The following is a 13,154-nucleotide window of genomic DNA, read 5'->3' as shown; positions in this document are numbered from 1 at the left end:
GCTGCCGGGGGACAGGCCCAGCAAAACGCTCTTGCCCCACCACTCGGCACCTCGCCCAGGCTCGGTGTGCCCGTAATCCGCCAGTGATTTGGGGGGCCGCCGCCACGCGCCATCCATGGCGCGGGGCGGCTAAACCGGCATCCCTGCCGGTTTACCCCCCAAATCCCTGTCGAATTACGGCCAGCGTGGTTTAACGGGGCGCCTAAGATCAAGATCAAGAGCGGCTCGCTTCGCATCGTGGTTACCGTCTACCGTTACAGCGTTGTGCAAATACTCATCCTCGCCTCAGGCAAACAGGCCAAGATTTCGCGCCTCGACAGCTCTGCGTCCGTCATACTGGCAAGCATGACTTTCGACTCGCCTCTCGCCGCTTATCAACATGCAATCGCCCAACCAGGTTTCGTCGCCGACGATGCCCAGCGCCGGGCGGTACAAGCCTTGCAAGCCTGTCACGAGGCCTTGCATCAAGGGCGTTCGTCGATTGCCGGCGTTTACCTCTGGGGGCCGGTGGGGCGTGGCAAGACCTGGTTGATGGACCAGTTCTACCAAAGCCTGCACGTGCCTGCGCGGCGTCAGCATTTTCACCACTTCATGGCCTGGGTCCACCAGCGTTTATTCCAGCTCACGGGCACCCAGGACCCCTTGCAGGCGTTGGCCAGGGAGCTGAGCCAGGCGGTGCGTGTGCTGTGCTTCGATGAGCTGTTTGTGAATGACATCGGGGACGCGATCATTCTCGGTCGCCTGTTCCAGGTGATGTTCGAGGAGGGTGTGGTGATGGTGTGCACGTCCAACCAGCCGCCCGACCAGCTGTATGCCGATGGCTTCAACCGTGAGCGTTTCCTGCCGGGCATCGATGCGCTCAAGCAGCATATGCAGGTGGTGGCCGTGGACGGTGGCGAGGATCATCGCTTGCATCCCGGCGTGGGCATGCAGCGTTATTGGGTGAATCAACCCGAGGCACTGGCGGCGGTGTTCCGACAATTGAGCCAAGGCCAAGCCGTGAACAGTGTGGCGGTAAGCGTAGGGCACCGCACCATCATGACGGTGCAGGCCAGTGATACCGTGCTTTGGTGTCGCTATGCCGACCTGTGTGAGCAACCCCTGGCCGCCATGGATTTCATGCTGGTGTGTGATCGCTTCCACGCCATTCTGCTGGGAGGCGTCCCTAACCTCAGTGCACAAATACGCCCGGGTCGAATTGCCCGTGGCACCGAAGATGGCGCCGAGCGCGTGGTGGCCGGGGATCGAGAGTTGCCGCAGTTGTCGGTGCACGATGACAGCGTGCGACGTTTTATCGCGTTAGTGGACGAATGCTACGACCGCAAAGTGCCACTCTTTATCGACGCCGCGGTGCCGTTGCACAGCCTGTACACCGAAGGCTACCTGGAGTTTCCTTTCCGCCGCACCCTGAGCCGTCTGCAAGAGATGCAGCTGCAACGCTTCGCCACATAGGAAAAATCGCTGTACCAAAGCTCATTGCACGCTTTGATGCGCGCAACCTTCGCACTTTCTGTCAGCTATTTGTCGCTTATCTCCTTCATCTACTGCCGACTCCACGCTTACAATCGCACCTCTCAAAGGGAACCGATTCCCTGGTTGTCGCTATCGAGGAAGGACATGGACACCCCAGACATCCTGGTGCTGCAAGCCAGCTATACCAACGCCGTGCACGCCGACGCTATTGGCCTGCTGCTCAACTCTTACGCTGAAGACCCAATGGGCGGCGGCCACAGCCTGCCAGCCGATCTCTTGCAGCAACTGCCAGCCGAACTGGCCAAGCGCCCACACGCGTTCAGTGTGCTGGCGTTCGTCGGGGGGGAGCCAGCGGGGTTGGTCAATTGTTTCGAGGGCTTTTCGACCTTCGCCTGCCGGCCCTTGGTCAACGTCCATGACGTGATGGTGAAGGAGCAATTTCGGGGTTTGGGGTTGAGTCAGAAGATGCTGCAAAAGGTCGAGGAAATCGCCCGGCAGCGCGGTTGCTGCAAGATCACCCTCGAAGTGCTGGAAGGTAATGCCCTGGCGCAGTCGGCATACCGCAAGTTCGGGTTTGACGACTCAGTGTTTGATCCCGCCCATGGGCGAATGCTGTTCTGGCATAAGCCGTTGTAATAAATAACCAGCAAAAAAAGGGCGCCATTAAAGGGCGCCCAATAAACCTTTGCCAACGGAGCAGAATGGCGCAGGGTGCTACGGATTAAGTAAGCATTAACTCAGCTGTTCGGTTGTGCCTGATCAACAGTCTCAGACTTAACCGATTTGCCATCGGCGCTGGCAACTTGTTGCTCAGCCTTGCCGTGGGTTTTTTCCTGAATGAAGCTGAAGTTGTTGTAGAACTCCTTGGAGCGCTCTGCGCCGCCCTCTGCAAAGGCGGCGGCGGAGGTCAGGGTCATCAGGCTGGCCAGTATCAAGGTCGACATTTTCATCGCGGTATTCCCATTAAAAGTGATAGGTGTCCGGTCGCTCCGTGATCAGATCATGGAGCGACTATGGCGCTATCTTATTAAGTGGGAATTAACGGGAGATGCCGTTGAAGTTAACAGTTTTGTTAACTTCAACGGGCGGGGCTATAACTTCCAATCCAATGCCAGCGTGACGGAACGCGGCTCACCCCAATACACGCCGTTATAAAAACCAACGCGCTCGTAGTATTTCTTATCAAAGAGGTTATTCACATTGACCGACGCCGAAACCTGTTCGTCGAACTGGTAGCGCGACATCAGGTTGACCACGGTATAGCCCTGTTGCGTGATCTTCGCCCGGGTGGTTATCGGCCGGCCTTCGCTGTTGCGCTGCCCGGTCGGGCGGTTGCTGAAGTCGTAGGTTTCGCTCTGCCAGTTCACGGCGCCGCCCACCGTCAGGTTGCGCCAGGCGCCCGGCAGGCGATAGGCGCTGGAGATCTTCACCAGGTTCAAGGGTTGGCTGGTGTTATTGCGTTTGTCCGAGCCATTGACTGAATGGGTGTAGGTGTAGCCGGCGGTCAGGTTCCAGTCCGGCGTGATTTCACCGGCGGCTTCCAGCTCGAAGCCGTTGACCTTGTTACCTTTGCCGCCGGATCTGTAGTACTCCTCGCCCGTGACCGGGTTGGGCGGGACTGAGTCATCCCGCTCGGCGACGTTGTCCTGGGTACTCCAGAAGTACGCGGCGGCCAGGTTCAAGCGCTCGTTCAGCACGCTGCCCTTGAGGCCCACTTCGTAGTTACTGCCGACCACGGGCTCCAGGTACTTCTTGTTGGCATCACGGTAGTCCTGGGGTTTGAAGATGTCGGTATAGCTGGCGTAGACGGTGTACTGCGGCGTGATGTCGTAGAGCAGGCCGGCGTATGGCGTCCACATATCATTGTGGGTCTGACTGGTTTTGCCCGAAGCGGTCAGTTGGTCGTTGGCATCGTATTTGGGCTCTGCGCTTTCCAGCTCCCAACTGCCGTAACGGCTGCCCAGTACGGCGTGCAAGCGGTCTGTGAGGCTCAGCCTTGTGGCCAGGTAACCGGCTTTCTGTTGTTTCTTGCTGTGCTCACCCTTCAGGTCGGTCACCTGGTCGGTGAACTTGCCGATGCCGCCCATGTGCTTCCAGTCCTGGATGGGGTAGTAGCTGGCTGGCAGGTCGCTGCGCATGAAGGGCGAGACATCCCGTTGGGCGGCTTCGCCATAGCCCATCATCAGCGCGTGTTCGCGGCCCAGCAGCGTGTAGCTGCCGGCCAGGTTGAGGTCGATGGCCTCCATGCGCGAGGTGCCGCGCATATGGCTGGCCCAGGCCGTCATGCCGCTGCGGTCGGGGTTGGGGAAACCGGCGCCGCCGTAATACACCTTGCCATCGGTGTCGCTCTGGCGATGGGTATAGGCGGCCTTCAGGTGCCAGTCGCCGCCGAGCCGATGGTCGAGGGTGGCGAAGGTGGTCTTGTCGGTCAGCGGCCAGGAACTCCAGTGCGCCGCCATGTTGGTGGAGCGGGGCAGCCTGGCCTTGCCGCCCTGGCTGTTCCAGTAGGGCACGGTGCCCCAGGAGGTGCCTTGTACCTGTTTGTCCTGGTAATCAAAGCCGACGGCCAGCACGGTATCGTCGGAAAGATCGCCCTCGAGAATGCCGTAGCCCACTGCCCGCTGCAGCCCATAGTTGTCACGAAAGGACTGGCTGTCACGGTAAGCCAGCACGCTACGCCCGCGCAGTTTGCCGTCGAACGCCAGCGGGCCGCCGACGTCGACGTAGCTGTAGTAGTTGTCATGGCTGGCGCCACTGATACCGGTCTTGGCCTGCCAGTGGGCGGTAGGGCGCTTGCGCACCATGTTTACGGTGGCCGAAGGGTCGCCTGCGCCCGTGGTCAGGCCCGTCGCGCCGCGCACTACTTCGATGCGGTCGTAGATGATGGTGTCGGCGTCGGTCTTCATGTAGCCGAAGGTGTTGAGCATCCCGTCAACCTGGAAGTTGCTGATGCCATAGCTTCGGGCGGAGTAGTAGACACGATCGGAGTCGTAATGCTGAACGTTGACGCCCGTGGTCTGGCGCAACACATCCGTCAGGGTGTTGAGATTGAAGTCGTCCATCTGCTGGCGTGTGACCACCGAGATCGATTGCGGGGTTTCCTTGACGGAGAGGTTCAGCCGCGTGGCGGTGTTCATCGAGCCAGTAGTGTAGGCGCCGGTGTGCTCGGTGGTGGCGCCCAGGCTGTCGGCGCTGATGGTGGTCGCGCCCAGTTCCAGGGCTTTGGCGGGGGCTGTATCGGGGTCGGTGTCGGCCAGCGAATCCGGGCTCAGCGCCAGGCTGAACAGGCCGAGGGTGAAGGTCATGGAACGGGTGAAGGGCGCGAACATCACTGCAGACTCCTTGTCGTCTTGGATACCTCCCCAAGCAGGGAGGGCTTGGTTCAAAGACGAAAGGAGCTGCGTAACTTTAGGGTTAAACGAGAATGATTGTTATCTTTCTGTTGCAAGCCCCTGGCTTATTTGGCCACCACTTCGGCGCCGTCGGCCTTCTTGGGCTTGATCAGGCTGAAGTCGATCAGCGCCTTCTGCTTGGTCTCGTAAGGGTTGCCGATCAACAGGGGGCGTGGCTTGAAGCTGTCGCTTACCAGACTCTTGCTGTGGTCCAGCTCATCGAAACTCAAGCCTGCCATGTCGGCCCAGGTGTGGATCAACTGCGAACTGCTGTAAGGCCGTTGCAAGTCGCCGGCGAAGCTCCAGTCGTGGCTTTCGCGCCATTTTGGCGAGGCGTAGGCCATGAACGGGATGGTGTACATCGGCGCGGTCGGCTTGCCTTCGTTACGGCCCAAGGTGTCGTGGCCGGCGGAGTCGAACACGTCTTCGCCGTGATCCGACAGGTACAGCAAAAAGCCGTTGGGGTCGGTCTTGGCGTAGTCCTTGATCAGGCTGGAGACCACGAAATCGTTGTACAGCACCGCGTTGTCATAGCTGTTGTAGGTCGGCAACTGCGCATCGCTGACACCCGCCGGCACGCCCTGGCGGTCGGTGAACTTGTCGAAGGTCGGCGGGTAGCGGTACTGGTAGCTCATGTGGGTGCCCAGCAGGTGCACCACGATGAACTTGCGTTCGGCGGTATCGGCCAGGGCCTTGGAAAACGGCGCCAGTACATCGCCGTCGTACTGACGGGCGTTCTGGTTGCGGTTGTTGTTGAGGTACACCTGCTCGTCGGCCTGTTCGGAAAAGGTCGTGAGCATGGTGTTGCGTTTGGTCATGGTCTGCTGATTGGTGATCCAGAAGGTCTTGTAGCCGGCCTGTTTCATCACGCTGACAATCGACGGTGTCTTGAGGTACAGGTCTGGGTTTTCTTCGTCAGCGAAGGTCAGCACCTGTTGCAGCGCTTCAATGGTGTAGGGGCGCGGGGTGATGACGTTATCGAACACGGCCAGTTGGTCGCGCAGCTTGTCCAGTTCCGGCGTGGTGTTGCGCGGGTAGCCGTAGAGGCTCATGCGCTGGCGGTTGGTCGACTCGCCGATGACCAAGACAAGTGTGGACGGCTGGCCGGCCATGCTGTCCTTGAGGTTGTTCAAGGGCGGGATCTTGCTTGCACTGGTGAGCATGCCTTGCATGTTATCCAGCTGCTCGGTGTAGCGACGGTAGGCGACGATCATCTGCCAAGGCACGGCAGGCTCGATGCGGGTTTCGAAACGGTCGATGGCCAATTCCATGGTTTCGCTGGTGGCGATCTGCTTGACCAGTGGGTAGCCCACCACCGCCAGGACGATGGCAATGGCTGCCAGGATTGACTGACCGCGCGGCAGGTACACCGGGCGCAAGCGCGTCCACAGGAAGATGGCGAAGGCGGTGTGGGCAATGAACGCCAGCACGATCCACCAGGCAAAGTATTGGGTGGCGTATTCGCCGGCTTCAGAGATGTTCGACTCGAACATGATGAAGATGACGCTCTGGGAAAATTCCTGCTGATAAATGAAGAAATAACCCAGGCTCGCCATGGAGCAAGCCCACAGCACCACGCCGATCAAGGCGGCGAGCAGGCGTGTACGACGCGGGAACAGCAACATCGGCGCCAGCCACAGCGCACTCATGAAGAAGGCCTGGCGGAAGCCACTGAAGCCGGAGGTGCCGGTCAGTTGGATAAGAAGTTGGGTAATACCCGAGAAATACCAGAAAAACAGGAATAACCAGCCAAGGCCGGCCCAATCAAAGCCTTTCGCAGTCGTCGTGCTGCGTTTGAACATCGCCATCCAGCGCCCCATCAGAGAAAGATTGTCGCGCACAGGCGCGCAACATCGGGCCGCCCAGGAAGTGAGCGGCATCGCGGAACGGGAGTATCAAGAGGGGAATGTGAAAACTTTGTGAGTTTTCTGTAGGTATTGCCTTACAACGCGTTCGGCCCGGCTTTCAGCACAGGGCTGGCTTGGCATCCGACGGTTGATCGAGCTGGGCTTGAAGGTGCAAGCGCAGGCGCAGGACTTCCTGTTGCAACTGATCGCGCTCGTCTTTCAACTGGCGCAGTTCATCGCGACGGAGGGTGACGTAGAGGGTCTGTGGCGGACGGGTCATCTGTGCTGTGCTCATTGCTTACCTCGCAAATAGCCGGTAGATCGCGGTGCCAAAACAGGTTTTTGGCAACAGTCGGAAGCAAGTTTGAATTCTTTTTCGCAGCAAGGGAACTTTTTTATTTTTGGCGGTCGTGTGACTTTTGCCGGGGTGATGGTGAAACGATGGCCACTTTTTTGTCATGAAACTACACGGATCCGCTCTGGACTAACCCTCATTAGCCTCATTGCGCTATAAACTATGTCACACATTTTTTAGAAGTTAGGAGCATCAGCACATGCAACTGGGGATTATCGGACTAGGCCGCATGGGCGGTAACATTGCGCGGCGCCTGATGCTCAATGGGCATACCACCGTTGTATACGACCGTAACGAAGCCTTCGTCAAAGCCTTGAGCGAGGAGGGCGCCACCGGCGTCGCCGACTTGAAAGCGCTGGTGGCCGGCCTGCAAAAGCCCCGTGCTGTCTGGGTCATGTTGCCGGCGGGCGCGCCCACCGAAGACACCATCAACGCACTGAGCGAACTGCTGGAAGACGGCGATGTGATCATCGACGGCGGCAACACCAACTACAAGGACGACGTGCGTCGCGGCAAAGCCCTGGCTGAAAAGGGCCTGCACTATGTAGACGTGGGCACCTCGGGCGGCGTCTGGGGCCTGGAACGTGGCTACTGCATGATGATCGGTGGTGACACCGAGACCGTGAATCGCCTCGACCCGATCTTCAAAAGCCTGGCGCCGGGCCTGGGTAACATCCCGCGCACCAAGGACCGTTCGGCCTCTGCCGACCCACGTGCCGAGCAGGGCTACATTCACGCCGGCCCAGCGGGTTCGGGGCACTTCGTCAAGATGATCCACAACGGCATCGAGTACGGGATGATGCAGGCGTTTGCCGAAGGTTTTGACATCCTCAAGACCAAGAACTCGGAAAACCTGCCGGAAGACCAGCGCTTTGACCTCAACGTCGGCGACATCGCCGAAGTCTGGCGTCGTGGCAGCGTGGTGTCGTCCTGGTTGCTGGACCTGACCGCCGATGCCCTGGCCACCGACCCCAAACTTGACGGCTACTCGGGCTCTGTGGCCGACAGCGGTGAAGGTCGTTGGACCATCGAAGCAGCCATGGAGCAGGCGGTGCCGGTTCCGGTGTTGTCGACCTCGCTGTTCGCGCGTTTCCGTTCCCGCCAGCAGAGCACCTACGGTGACAAAATGCTGTCTGCCATGCGCTTCGGCTTTGGTGGCCATGTGGAGACTTCCAAAAAATGACCGTCAACGGCAAGAAACCCAAGGCCGAACCTGCTCCACCCACCACATTGTTTCTGTTTGGCGCCCATGGCGACCTGGTCAAGCGCCTGCTCATGCCGGCGCTGTACAACCTGAGCCGCGATGGGTTGCTGGGCGATGGCCTGCGTATTGTCGGCGTTGATCACAACGCCATCAGCGACGCGGACTTTGCCAAGAAACTTGAGGACTTCATTCGTACCGAAGCCTCCAGCAAGGTCAGGGGCAATGCCGAGAACGCCCTCGACCCCGCGTTGTGGGCACAATTGGCCAAGGGCATCAGCTACGTCGAGGGCGATTTCCTCGACGACAGCACCTATGCCGATATCGCCAGCAAGATCGCTGACAGCGGCACCGCCAATGCGGTGTTCTACCTGGCCACCGCTCCGCGCTTTTTCAGTGAAGTGGTGCAGCGCCTGGGCAGCGCTGGCTTGTTGAATGAAACGGACGATGGCTTTCGGCGCGTGGTGATCGAGAAGCCGTTCGGCTCCGACCTGGCCACCGCCGAGGCGCTCAACGCCTGCCTGCTCAAGGTGATGAGCGAGAAGCAGATCTACCGCATCGACCATTACCTGGGCAAGGAGACGGTGCAGAACATCCTGGTCAGCCGTTTCTCCAACGTGCTGTTCGAAGCGTTCTGGAACAACCACTACATCGATCACGTGCAAATCACTGCCGCTGAAACCGTCGGCGTTGAAACCCGGGGCAACTTCTTCGAGAAGACCGGCACACTGCGGGACATGGTGCCCAACCACCTATTCCAGCTGCTGGCGATGGTCGCCATGGAACCGCCGGCCGCCTTTGGTGCCGATGCGGTGCGGGGTGAGAAGGCCAAAGTGGTCGGTGCCATCCGCCCCTGGTCGCTGGAAGATGCGCGGGCCAACTCCGTGCGCGGCCAATACACCGCCGGAGAAATCGCCGGCAAGCCATTACCCGGCTATCGCGAAGAAGCCAACGTCGCGCCGGACAGCAGCACCGAGACGTTCGTCGCGCTCAAAGTGATGATTGATAACTGGCGTTGGGTCGGTGTGCCGTTTTACCTGCGTACCGGCAAGCGCATGAGCATCCGTGACACCGAGATCGTGATCTGCTTCAAGCAGGCGCCTTATGCGCAATTTCGCGATACCGAAGTCGATGAGCTCAAGCCCACTTACCTTAAGATCCAGATCCAGCCGAACGAAGGCATGTGGTTCGACCTTTTGGCCAAGCAGCCTGGGCCGACCCTGGAAATGGCCAATATCGAATTGGGCTTTGACTACAAGGACTTCTTCGAGATGCAACCGTCGACGGGTTACGAAACCCTGATCTACGACTGCATGACCGGCGACCAGACCTTGTTCCAGCGTGCCGACAACATCGAGAACGGTTGGCGTGCGGTGCAGCCGTTCCTGGATGCATGGAAGGAAGATGACGGTATCCAGGCTTACAAGGCTGGTGAGGATGGCCCAGCAGCGGCCGATGCCTTGCTGGCCCGCGATGGCCGCGCTTGGCATAGCCTCGGATGAGTGACGCGACGATTCAACCCATCCGGTTTGTCCTCAGTGATGTGGACGGGACGCTATTGCATCCCGACCACAGCCTCAGCCAACGCACCGCCGATGCCATTCGCGCCATGCGCGAGGCCGGGGTGCTTTTCAGCCTGGCCAGCGGGCGTCCGCCCAAAGCCATGCGGCATTTGATCGAGACCTTTGGCATCGATGTGCCGGTGGCTGGCTTTAATGGCGGTACGTTGGTCAACCCGGATGGCAGCATCCTGGTTGCTCACCATCTGCCGGCGGAAGCGGCGCTGATCACCCTGGCGCTGTTTTCGGCCGAGCCGGACGTGGAAGTCTGGGTGTTTGCCGATGGCGACTGGCTGCGCCGTGATCCGCCCGGGCCCATGGTGCAGCGCGAAGCCGACGGCTTGGGCTATGGGCCGGTGGTGGTGGAGAGTTTCGAGCCTTACCTGGACCGGGTCGACAAGATCGTCGCCGCCAGCAACAACACCCAGTTGCTGGTGGAGCTGGAGGCGCAATTGCAGCCGAAAGTGCAGGGGTCGGCCCAGGTATCGCGTTCGCAGCCGGTGTATCTGGACGTGACCGCGATGCTGGCCAACAAAGGCGAAGCCTTGAAAACCCTGGCCGAGCACCTGGGCGTGCCGCTTGCGCAAACGGCTGCGATTGGTGACGGTGGCAATGACCCGGCGATGTTTCATGTGGCGGGATTGTCGATTGCCATGGGCCAGGCCGAAGAAACCGTCAAGCGCCAGGCCAATGTGGTGACCGGCAGCAATGTCGAGGACGGCGCTGCCGAGGCGTTCGAACGGTTTATTCTCGCGGCACGCTAAGTAACTGACGTTTTAGTGCGCCACTTCCAGCCGATGTTTGGCGTTGGCTGGAAGTTGCCGCATTGCATTACTTCGGCATTGCCCAGGACTGCAACTGGTGGCCATCTTTATCGAGCTCGGCGCGGGCCTGTAACAACAGGTTTTCAAGTTGAGCCGGGTCGGTATACGCAGTGCAGGACAGCTGTTTGCTGCCGATGCGGGTGTTGGTACGGTCGATGACGCTCAGGCTGAGGGCGCCGACGCCATCGTGCCAGGCCACGCACTGAAAGGGCTGGAAAGCACGGTCTGCAATCAAAAGAGCTTCGTTGATGCGCAGCGGAGCGTTCATTTGGGTCTTCTCTCTGTATGCCCATTCAAGTGAGTACCGGCGGTTGGGCTGACCGTGCGGTGGGTTACTTGTACTGATGCACGATGGTGGCGTGCGGGTCACATGCTAGGGCAAGAAAATTTAACTTTTCCTGATTGACGTCATGTAAGCGGCTGTTTTGAAAGCGCCATAAGCGTTTCACTGACGAGCAACTTTCGGCGTGCTACGAAACAAGCATGGCTTTTTGCCCGCACTTATAGCGAAAGGGTACAAGGAAAGCGTCAAGATCTTGCTAGGGTTACCAACGGTCGCCACAAACTGTTGTTTCTAAATAACTTTAACAATCTTGGCGCCAAGGAATAGTCATGATTGCGACACCCGCCCAACGCCGCTTATTGGTGGTCGACCCCTGTGACGATTGCCACGGGTTATTACCCGGTTTACGCACCGCCGGCTGGGAAGTAGACAGCTGTGCCTTGGAGGCGGTGGGGGAGCGCTCCTGCGATGTGGGCCTGCTGCGCTTGCAGCGGGATCACCTGGAGCGCCCCGAAGCGGTCAAGGAGTTGATTGGTCGCAGCGGCACCGAGTGGATCGCCGTGCTCAGCCAGGATGTACTGCGTTTGCAGAACGTCGGCGATTTTGTCTGCGAATGGTTTTTCGACTTCCATACCTTACCCTTCGATGTGTCCCGGGTACAGGTGACCCTGGGTCGCGCGTTCGGCATGGCGCGCCTGCGTGGCAAGGGCCACGCGCCGGTGGATGAGCCCCATGAATTGCTGGGCGAGAGCCGCCCCATTCGTGAGCTGCGCAAATTGTTGTCCAAGTTGGCGCCGACTGAATCCCCGGTGTTGATCCGCGGTGACAGTGGCACGGGCAAAGAGTTGGTGGCCAAGACCCTGCACCGCCAATCCCAGCGGCATGCCAAGCCGTTTGTCGCGATCAATTGTGGCGCTATTCCTGAACACCTGATCCAGTCCGAGCTGTTCGGTCACGAAAAAGGCGCGTTTACCGGCGCCCATCAGCGCAAGATCGGGCGTATTGAAGCGGCCAACGGCGGCACCCTGTTCCTCGATGAAATCGGCGATCTGCCGATGGAGCTGCAAGCCAACTTGTTGCGCTTTCTTCAGGAAAAACACATCGAACGCGTTGGCGGCAGCCAGCCGATCCCGGTGGATGTACGGGTGTTGGCCGCCACTCACGTCAACCTTGAGGCTGCGGTAGAGAAGGGCGCCTTTCGCGAAGACTTGTATTACCGCCTGAATGTGCTGCAAGTGGTCACCGCGCCGTTGCGCGAACGCCATGGTGACGTGGCGATGCTGGCCAACCACTTTTCACGTTTTTACAGCCAGGAAACCGGACGGCGCCCGCGCAGTTTCAGCGAAGAGGCCTTGGTGGCGATGGGGCAACACCCGTGGCCGGGCAATGTGCGTGAACTGGCCAACCGCGTGCGGCGTGGCCTGGTACTGGCCGAAGGGCGGCAGATCGAAGCGGCTGACCTGGGGCTGCAAGGCCAGCAAGCCATGTCGGCGCCGATGGCGACATTGGAAGACTACAAACACCGCGCCGAACGTCAGGCGTTGTGCGATGTGCTCAACCGGCACAGCGACAACCTCAGTGTCGCGGCCCGTGTACTGGGGATTTCCCGGCCGACGTTCTACCGGTTGCTGCATAAACACCAGATCCGCTAGGGCGGGTAAACCCAATGTGGGAGCTGGCTTGCCTGCGAAATCGGTGGTTCAGTTAAAGATTCAGTGACTGACACACCGCCATCGCGGGCAAGCCCGCTCCCACAGGGGATTTGTGTCAGGCGCTGATTCTGTGGGCAATACAGGGCCAATGTGGGAGCTGGCTTGCCTGCGATAGCGGTGGTTCAGTTAGAGATTCAGTGACTGACACTCCGCCTTCGCGGGCAAGCCCGCTCCCACAGGGGATTTGTGTCAGGCGCTGATTTTGTGGGCAATGCATGGCCAATGTGGGAGCTGGCTTGCCTGCGAAAGCGGTAGTGCAGTCACAGATGCAGCAACTGACACACCGCCATCGCGGGCAAGCCCGCTCCCACAGGGGATTTGTGTCAGGCGCTGATTCTGTGGGCAATACAGGGCCAATGTGGGAGCTGGCTTGCCTGCGAAAGCGGTAGTGCAGTCACAGATGCAGCAACTGACACACCGCCATCGCGGGCAAGCCCGCTCCCACAGGGGATTTGTGCCAGGCGCTGATTCTGTGGGCAATACAGGGCCAATGTGGGAGCTGGCTTGC

The 13,154-nt window shown here is 59.6% G+C and carries 11 protein-coding genes; 6 read left to right on the top strand and 5 right to left on the bottom strand.

All coding sequences use genetic code 11. From position 1 onward, the window contains the following. Window positions 1-345: 345 nt before the first annotated feature. Together zapE and AC4PS6_RS20825 are read left to right on the top strand one after the other, a co-directional pair. Window positions 346-1,452: a cell division protein ZapE gene (zapE, locus tag AC4PS6_RS20830; protein ID WP_336827538.1), complete on the top strand. Its 1,107-nt coding sequence runs from the start codon at window positions 346-348 to the stop codon at window positions 1,450-1,452. A 165-nt stretch (window positions 1,453-1,617) separates the two neighbouring features. Further along, window positions 1,618-2,109, top strand: coding sequence for a GNAT family N-acetyltransferase (locus AC4PS6_RS20825; RefSeq protein WP_014718751.1), 492 nt, complete (start codon window positions 1,618-1,620; stop codon window positions 2,107-2,109). A gap of 101 nt (window positions 2,110-2,210) precedes the next feature. Here AC4PS6_RS20825 and AC4PS6_RS20820 read toward each other — a convergent pair whose 3' ends face one another. The 4 genes from AC4PS6_RS20820 to AC4PS6_RS20805 all read right to left on the bottom strand — a co-directional run bounded on the left by AC4PS6_RS20820 (window position 2,211) and on the right by AC4PS6_RS20805 (window position 7,007). Further along, window positions 2,211-2,423, bottom strand: coding sequence for a hypothetical protein (locus AC4PS6_RS20820; protein WP_014718750.1), 213 nt, complete (start codon window positions 2,421-2,423; stop codon window positions 2,211-2,213). Between the two features lie 141 nt (window positions 2,424-2,564). Next, entirely contained in the window at window positions 2,565-4,802 is a 2,238-nt protein-coding gene (locus AC4PS6_RS20815) for a TonB-dependent siderophore receptor (RefSeq protein WP_336827537.1), read from the bottom strand. 128 nt (window positions 4,803-4,930) lie between these two features. Further along, window positions 4,931-6,673, bottom strand: coding sequence for a phosphoethanolamine transferase CptA (locus AC4PS6_RS20810; RefSeq protein WP_336827536.1), 1,743 nt, complete (start codon window positions 6,671-6,673; stop codon window positions 4,931-4,933). A gap of 157 nt (window positions 6,674-6,830) precedes the next feature. Beyond that, window positions 6,831-7,007, bottom strand: a complete 177-nt coding sequence (locus tag AC4PS6_RS20805; RefSeq protein WP_196492057.1) for a DUF6026 family protein — start codon at window positions 7,005-7,007, stop codon at window positions 6,831-6,833. A gap of 259 nt (window positions 7,008-7,266) precedes the next feature. On the opposite strand from AC4PS6_RS20805, the gene gnd reads away from it, so the two are divergent. From gnd to AC4PS6_RS20790, 3 genes are read left to right on the top strand one after another with little or no spacing between them, the layout of a single operon-like run. Beyond that, on the top strand, window positions 7,267-8,250 hold the full coding sequence (gene gnd, locus AC4PS6_RS20800) for a phosphogluconate dehydrogenase (NAD(+)-dependent, decarboxylating) (RefSeq protein WP_019817573.1): 984 nt from the start codon (window positions 7,267-7,269) through the stop codon (window positions 8,248-8,250). Next, window positions 8,247-9,770: a glucose-6-phosphate dehydrogenase gene (gene zwf, locus AC4PS6_RS20795; RefSeq protein ID WP_019817572.1), complete on the top strand. Its 1,524-nt coding sequence runs from the start codon at window positions 8,247-8,249 to the stop codon at window positions 9,768-9,770. The genes gnd and zwf overlap by 4 nt, the downstream gene beginning before the upstream one ends. Next, window positions 9,767-10,591 carry a Cof-type HAD-IIB family hydrolase gene (locus AC4PS6_RS20790; protein WP_072434060.1) on the top strand — a complete coding sequence of 275 codons (825 nt, stop codon included), beginning with the start codon at window positions 9,767-9,769 and terminating at the stop codon, window positions 10,589-10,591. The genes zwf and AC4PS6_RS20790 overlap by 4 nt, the downstream gene beginning before the upstream one ends. 67 nt (window positions 10,592-10,658) lie before the next feature. On the opposite strand, the gene AC4PS6_RS20785 is transcribed toward AC4PS6_RS20790, so the two are convergent. Continuing rightward, window positions 10,659-10,919 carry a hypothetical protein gene (locus AC4PS6_RS20785; protein ID WP_014718744.1) on the bottom strand — a complete coding sequence of 87 codons (261 nt, stop codon included), beginning with the start codon at window positions 10,917-10,919 and terminating at the stop codon, window positions 10,659-10,661. Window positions 10,920-11,263: 344 nt separating this feature from the next. Between AC4PS6_RS20785 and AC4PS6_RS20780 the strand changes: the two genes are divergently transcribed. Further along, a complete protein-coding gene (locus AC4PS6_RS20780; protein WP_102666935.1) occupies window positions 11,264-12,586 on the top strand; it encodes a sigma-54 dependent transcriptional regulator in 1,323 nt (440 codons plus the stop codon). Window positions 12,587-13,154 lie beyond the last annotated feature (568 nt).

This window comes from Pseudomonas sp. DW-iso17, from assembly GCF_058725345.1.
Note: the sequence above shows the minus strand (reverse complement) of the source record. Positions and strands in the feature narration are given on the sequence as shown.

Bases quoted from the DNA above. Each gene is read 5' to 3' on its own strand.
- zapE (WP_336827538.1), top strand. From the start codon at position 346: ATGACTTTCGACTCGCCTCTCGCCGCTTATCAACATGCAATCGCCCAA.
- AC4PS6_RS20825 (WP_014718751.1), top strand. From the start codon at position 1,618: ATGGACACCCCAGACATCCTGGTGCTGCAAGCCAGCTATACCAACGCC.
- AC4PS6_RS20820 (WP_014718750.1), bottom strand. From the start codon at position 2,423: ATGAAAATGTCGACCTTGATACTGGCCAGCCTGATGACCCTGACCTCC.
- AC4PS6_RS20815 (WP_336827537.1), bottom strand. From the start codon at position 4,802: ATGTTCGCGCCCTTCACCCGTTCCATGACCTTCACCCTCGGCCTGTTC.
- AC4PS6_RS20810 (WP_336827536.1), bottom strand. From the start codon at position 6,673: ATGGCGATGTTCAAACGCAGCACGACGACTGCGAAAGGCTTTGATTGG.
- AC4PS6_RS20805 (WP_196492057.1), bottom strand. From the start codon at position 7,007: ATGAGCACAGCACAGATGACCCGTCCGCCACAGACCCTCTACGTCACC.
- gnd (WP_019817573.1), top strand. From the start codon at position 7,267: ATGCAACTGGGGATTATCGGACTAGGCCGCATGGGCGGTAACATTGCG.
- zwf (WP_019817572.1), top strand. From the start codon at position 8,247: ATGACCGTCAACGGCAAGAAACCCAAGGCCGAACCTGCTCCACCCACC.
- AC4PS6_RS20790 (WP_072434060.1), top strand. From the start codon at position 9,767: ATGAGTGACGCGACGATTCAACCCATCCGGTTTGTCCTCAGTGATGTG.
- AC4PS6_RS20785 (WP_014718744.1), bottom strand. From the start codon at position 10,919: ATGAACGCTCCGCTGCGCATCAACGAAGCTCTTTTGATTGCAGACCGT.
- AC4PS6_RS20780 (WP_102666935.1), top strand. From the start codon at position 11,264: ATGATTGCGACACCCGCCCAACGCCGCTTATTGGTGGTCGACCCCTGT.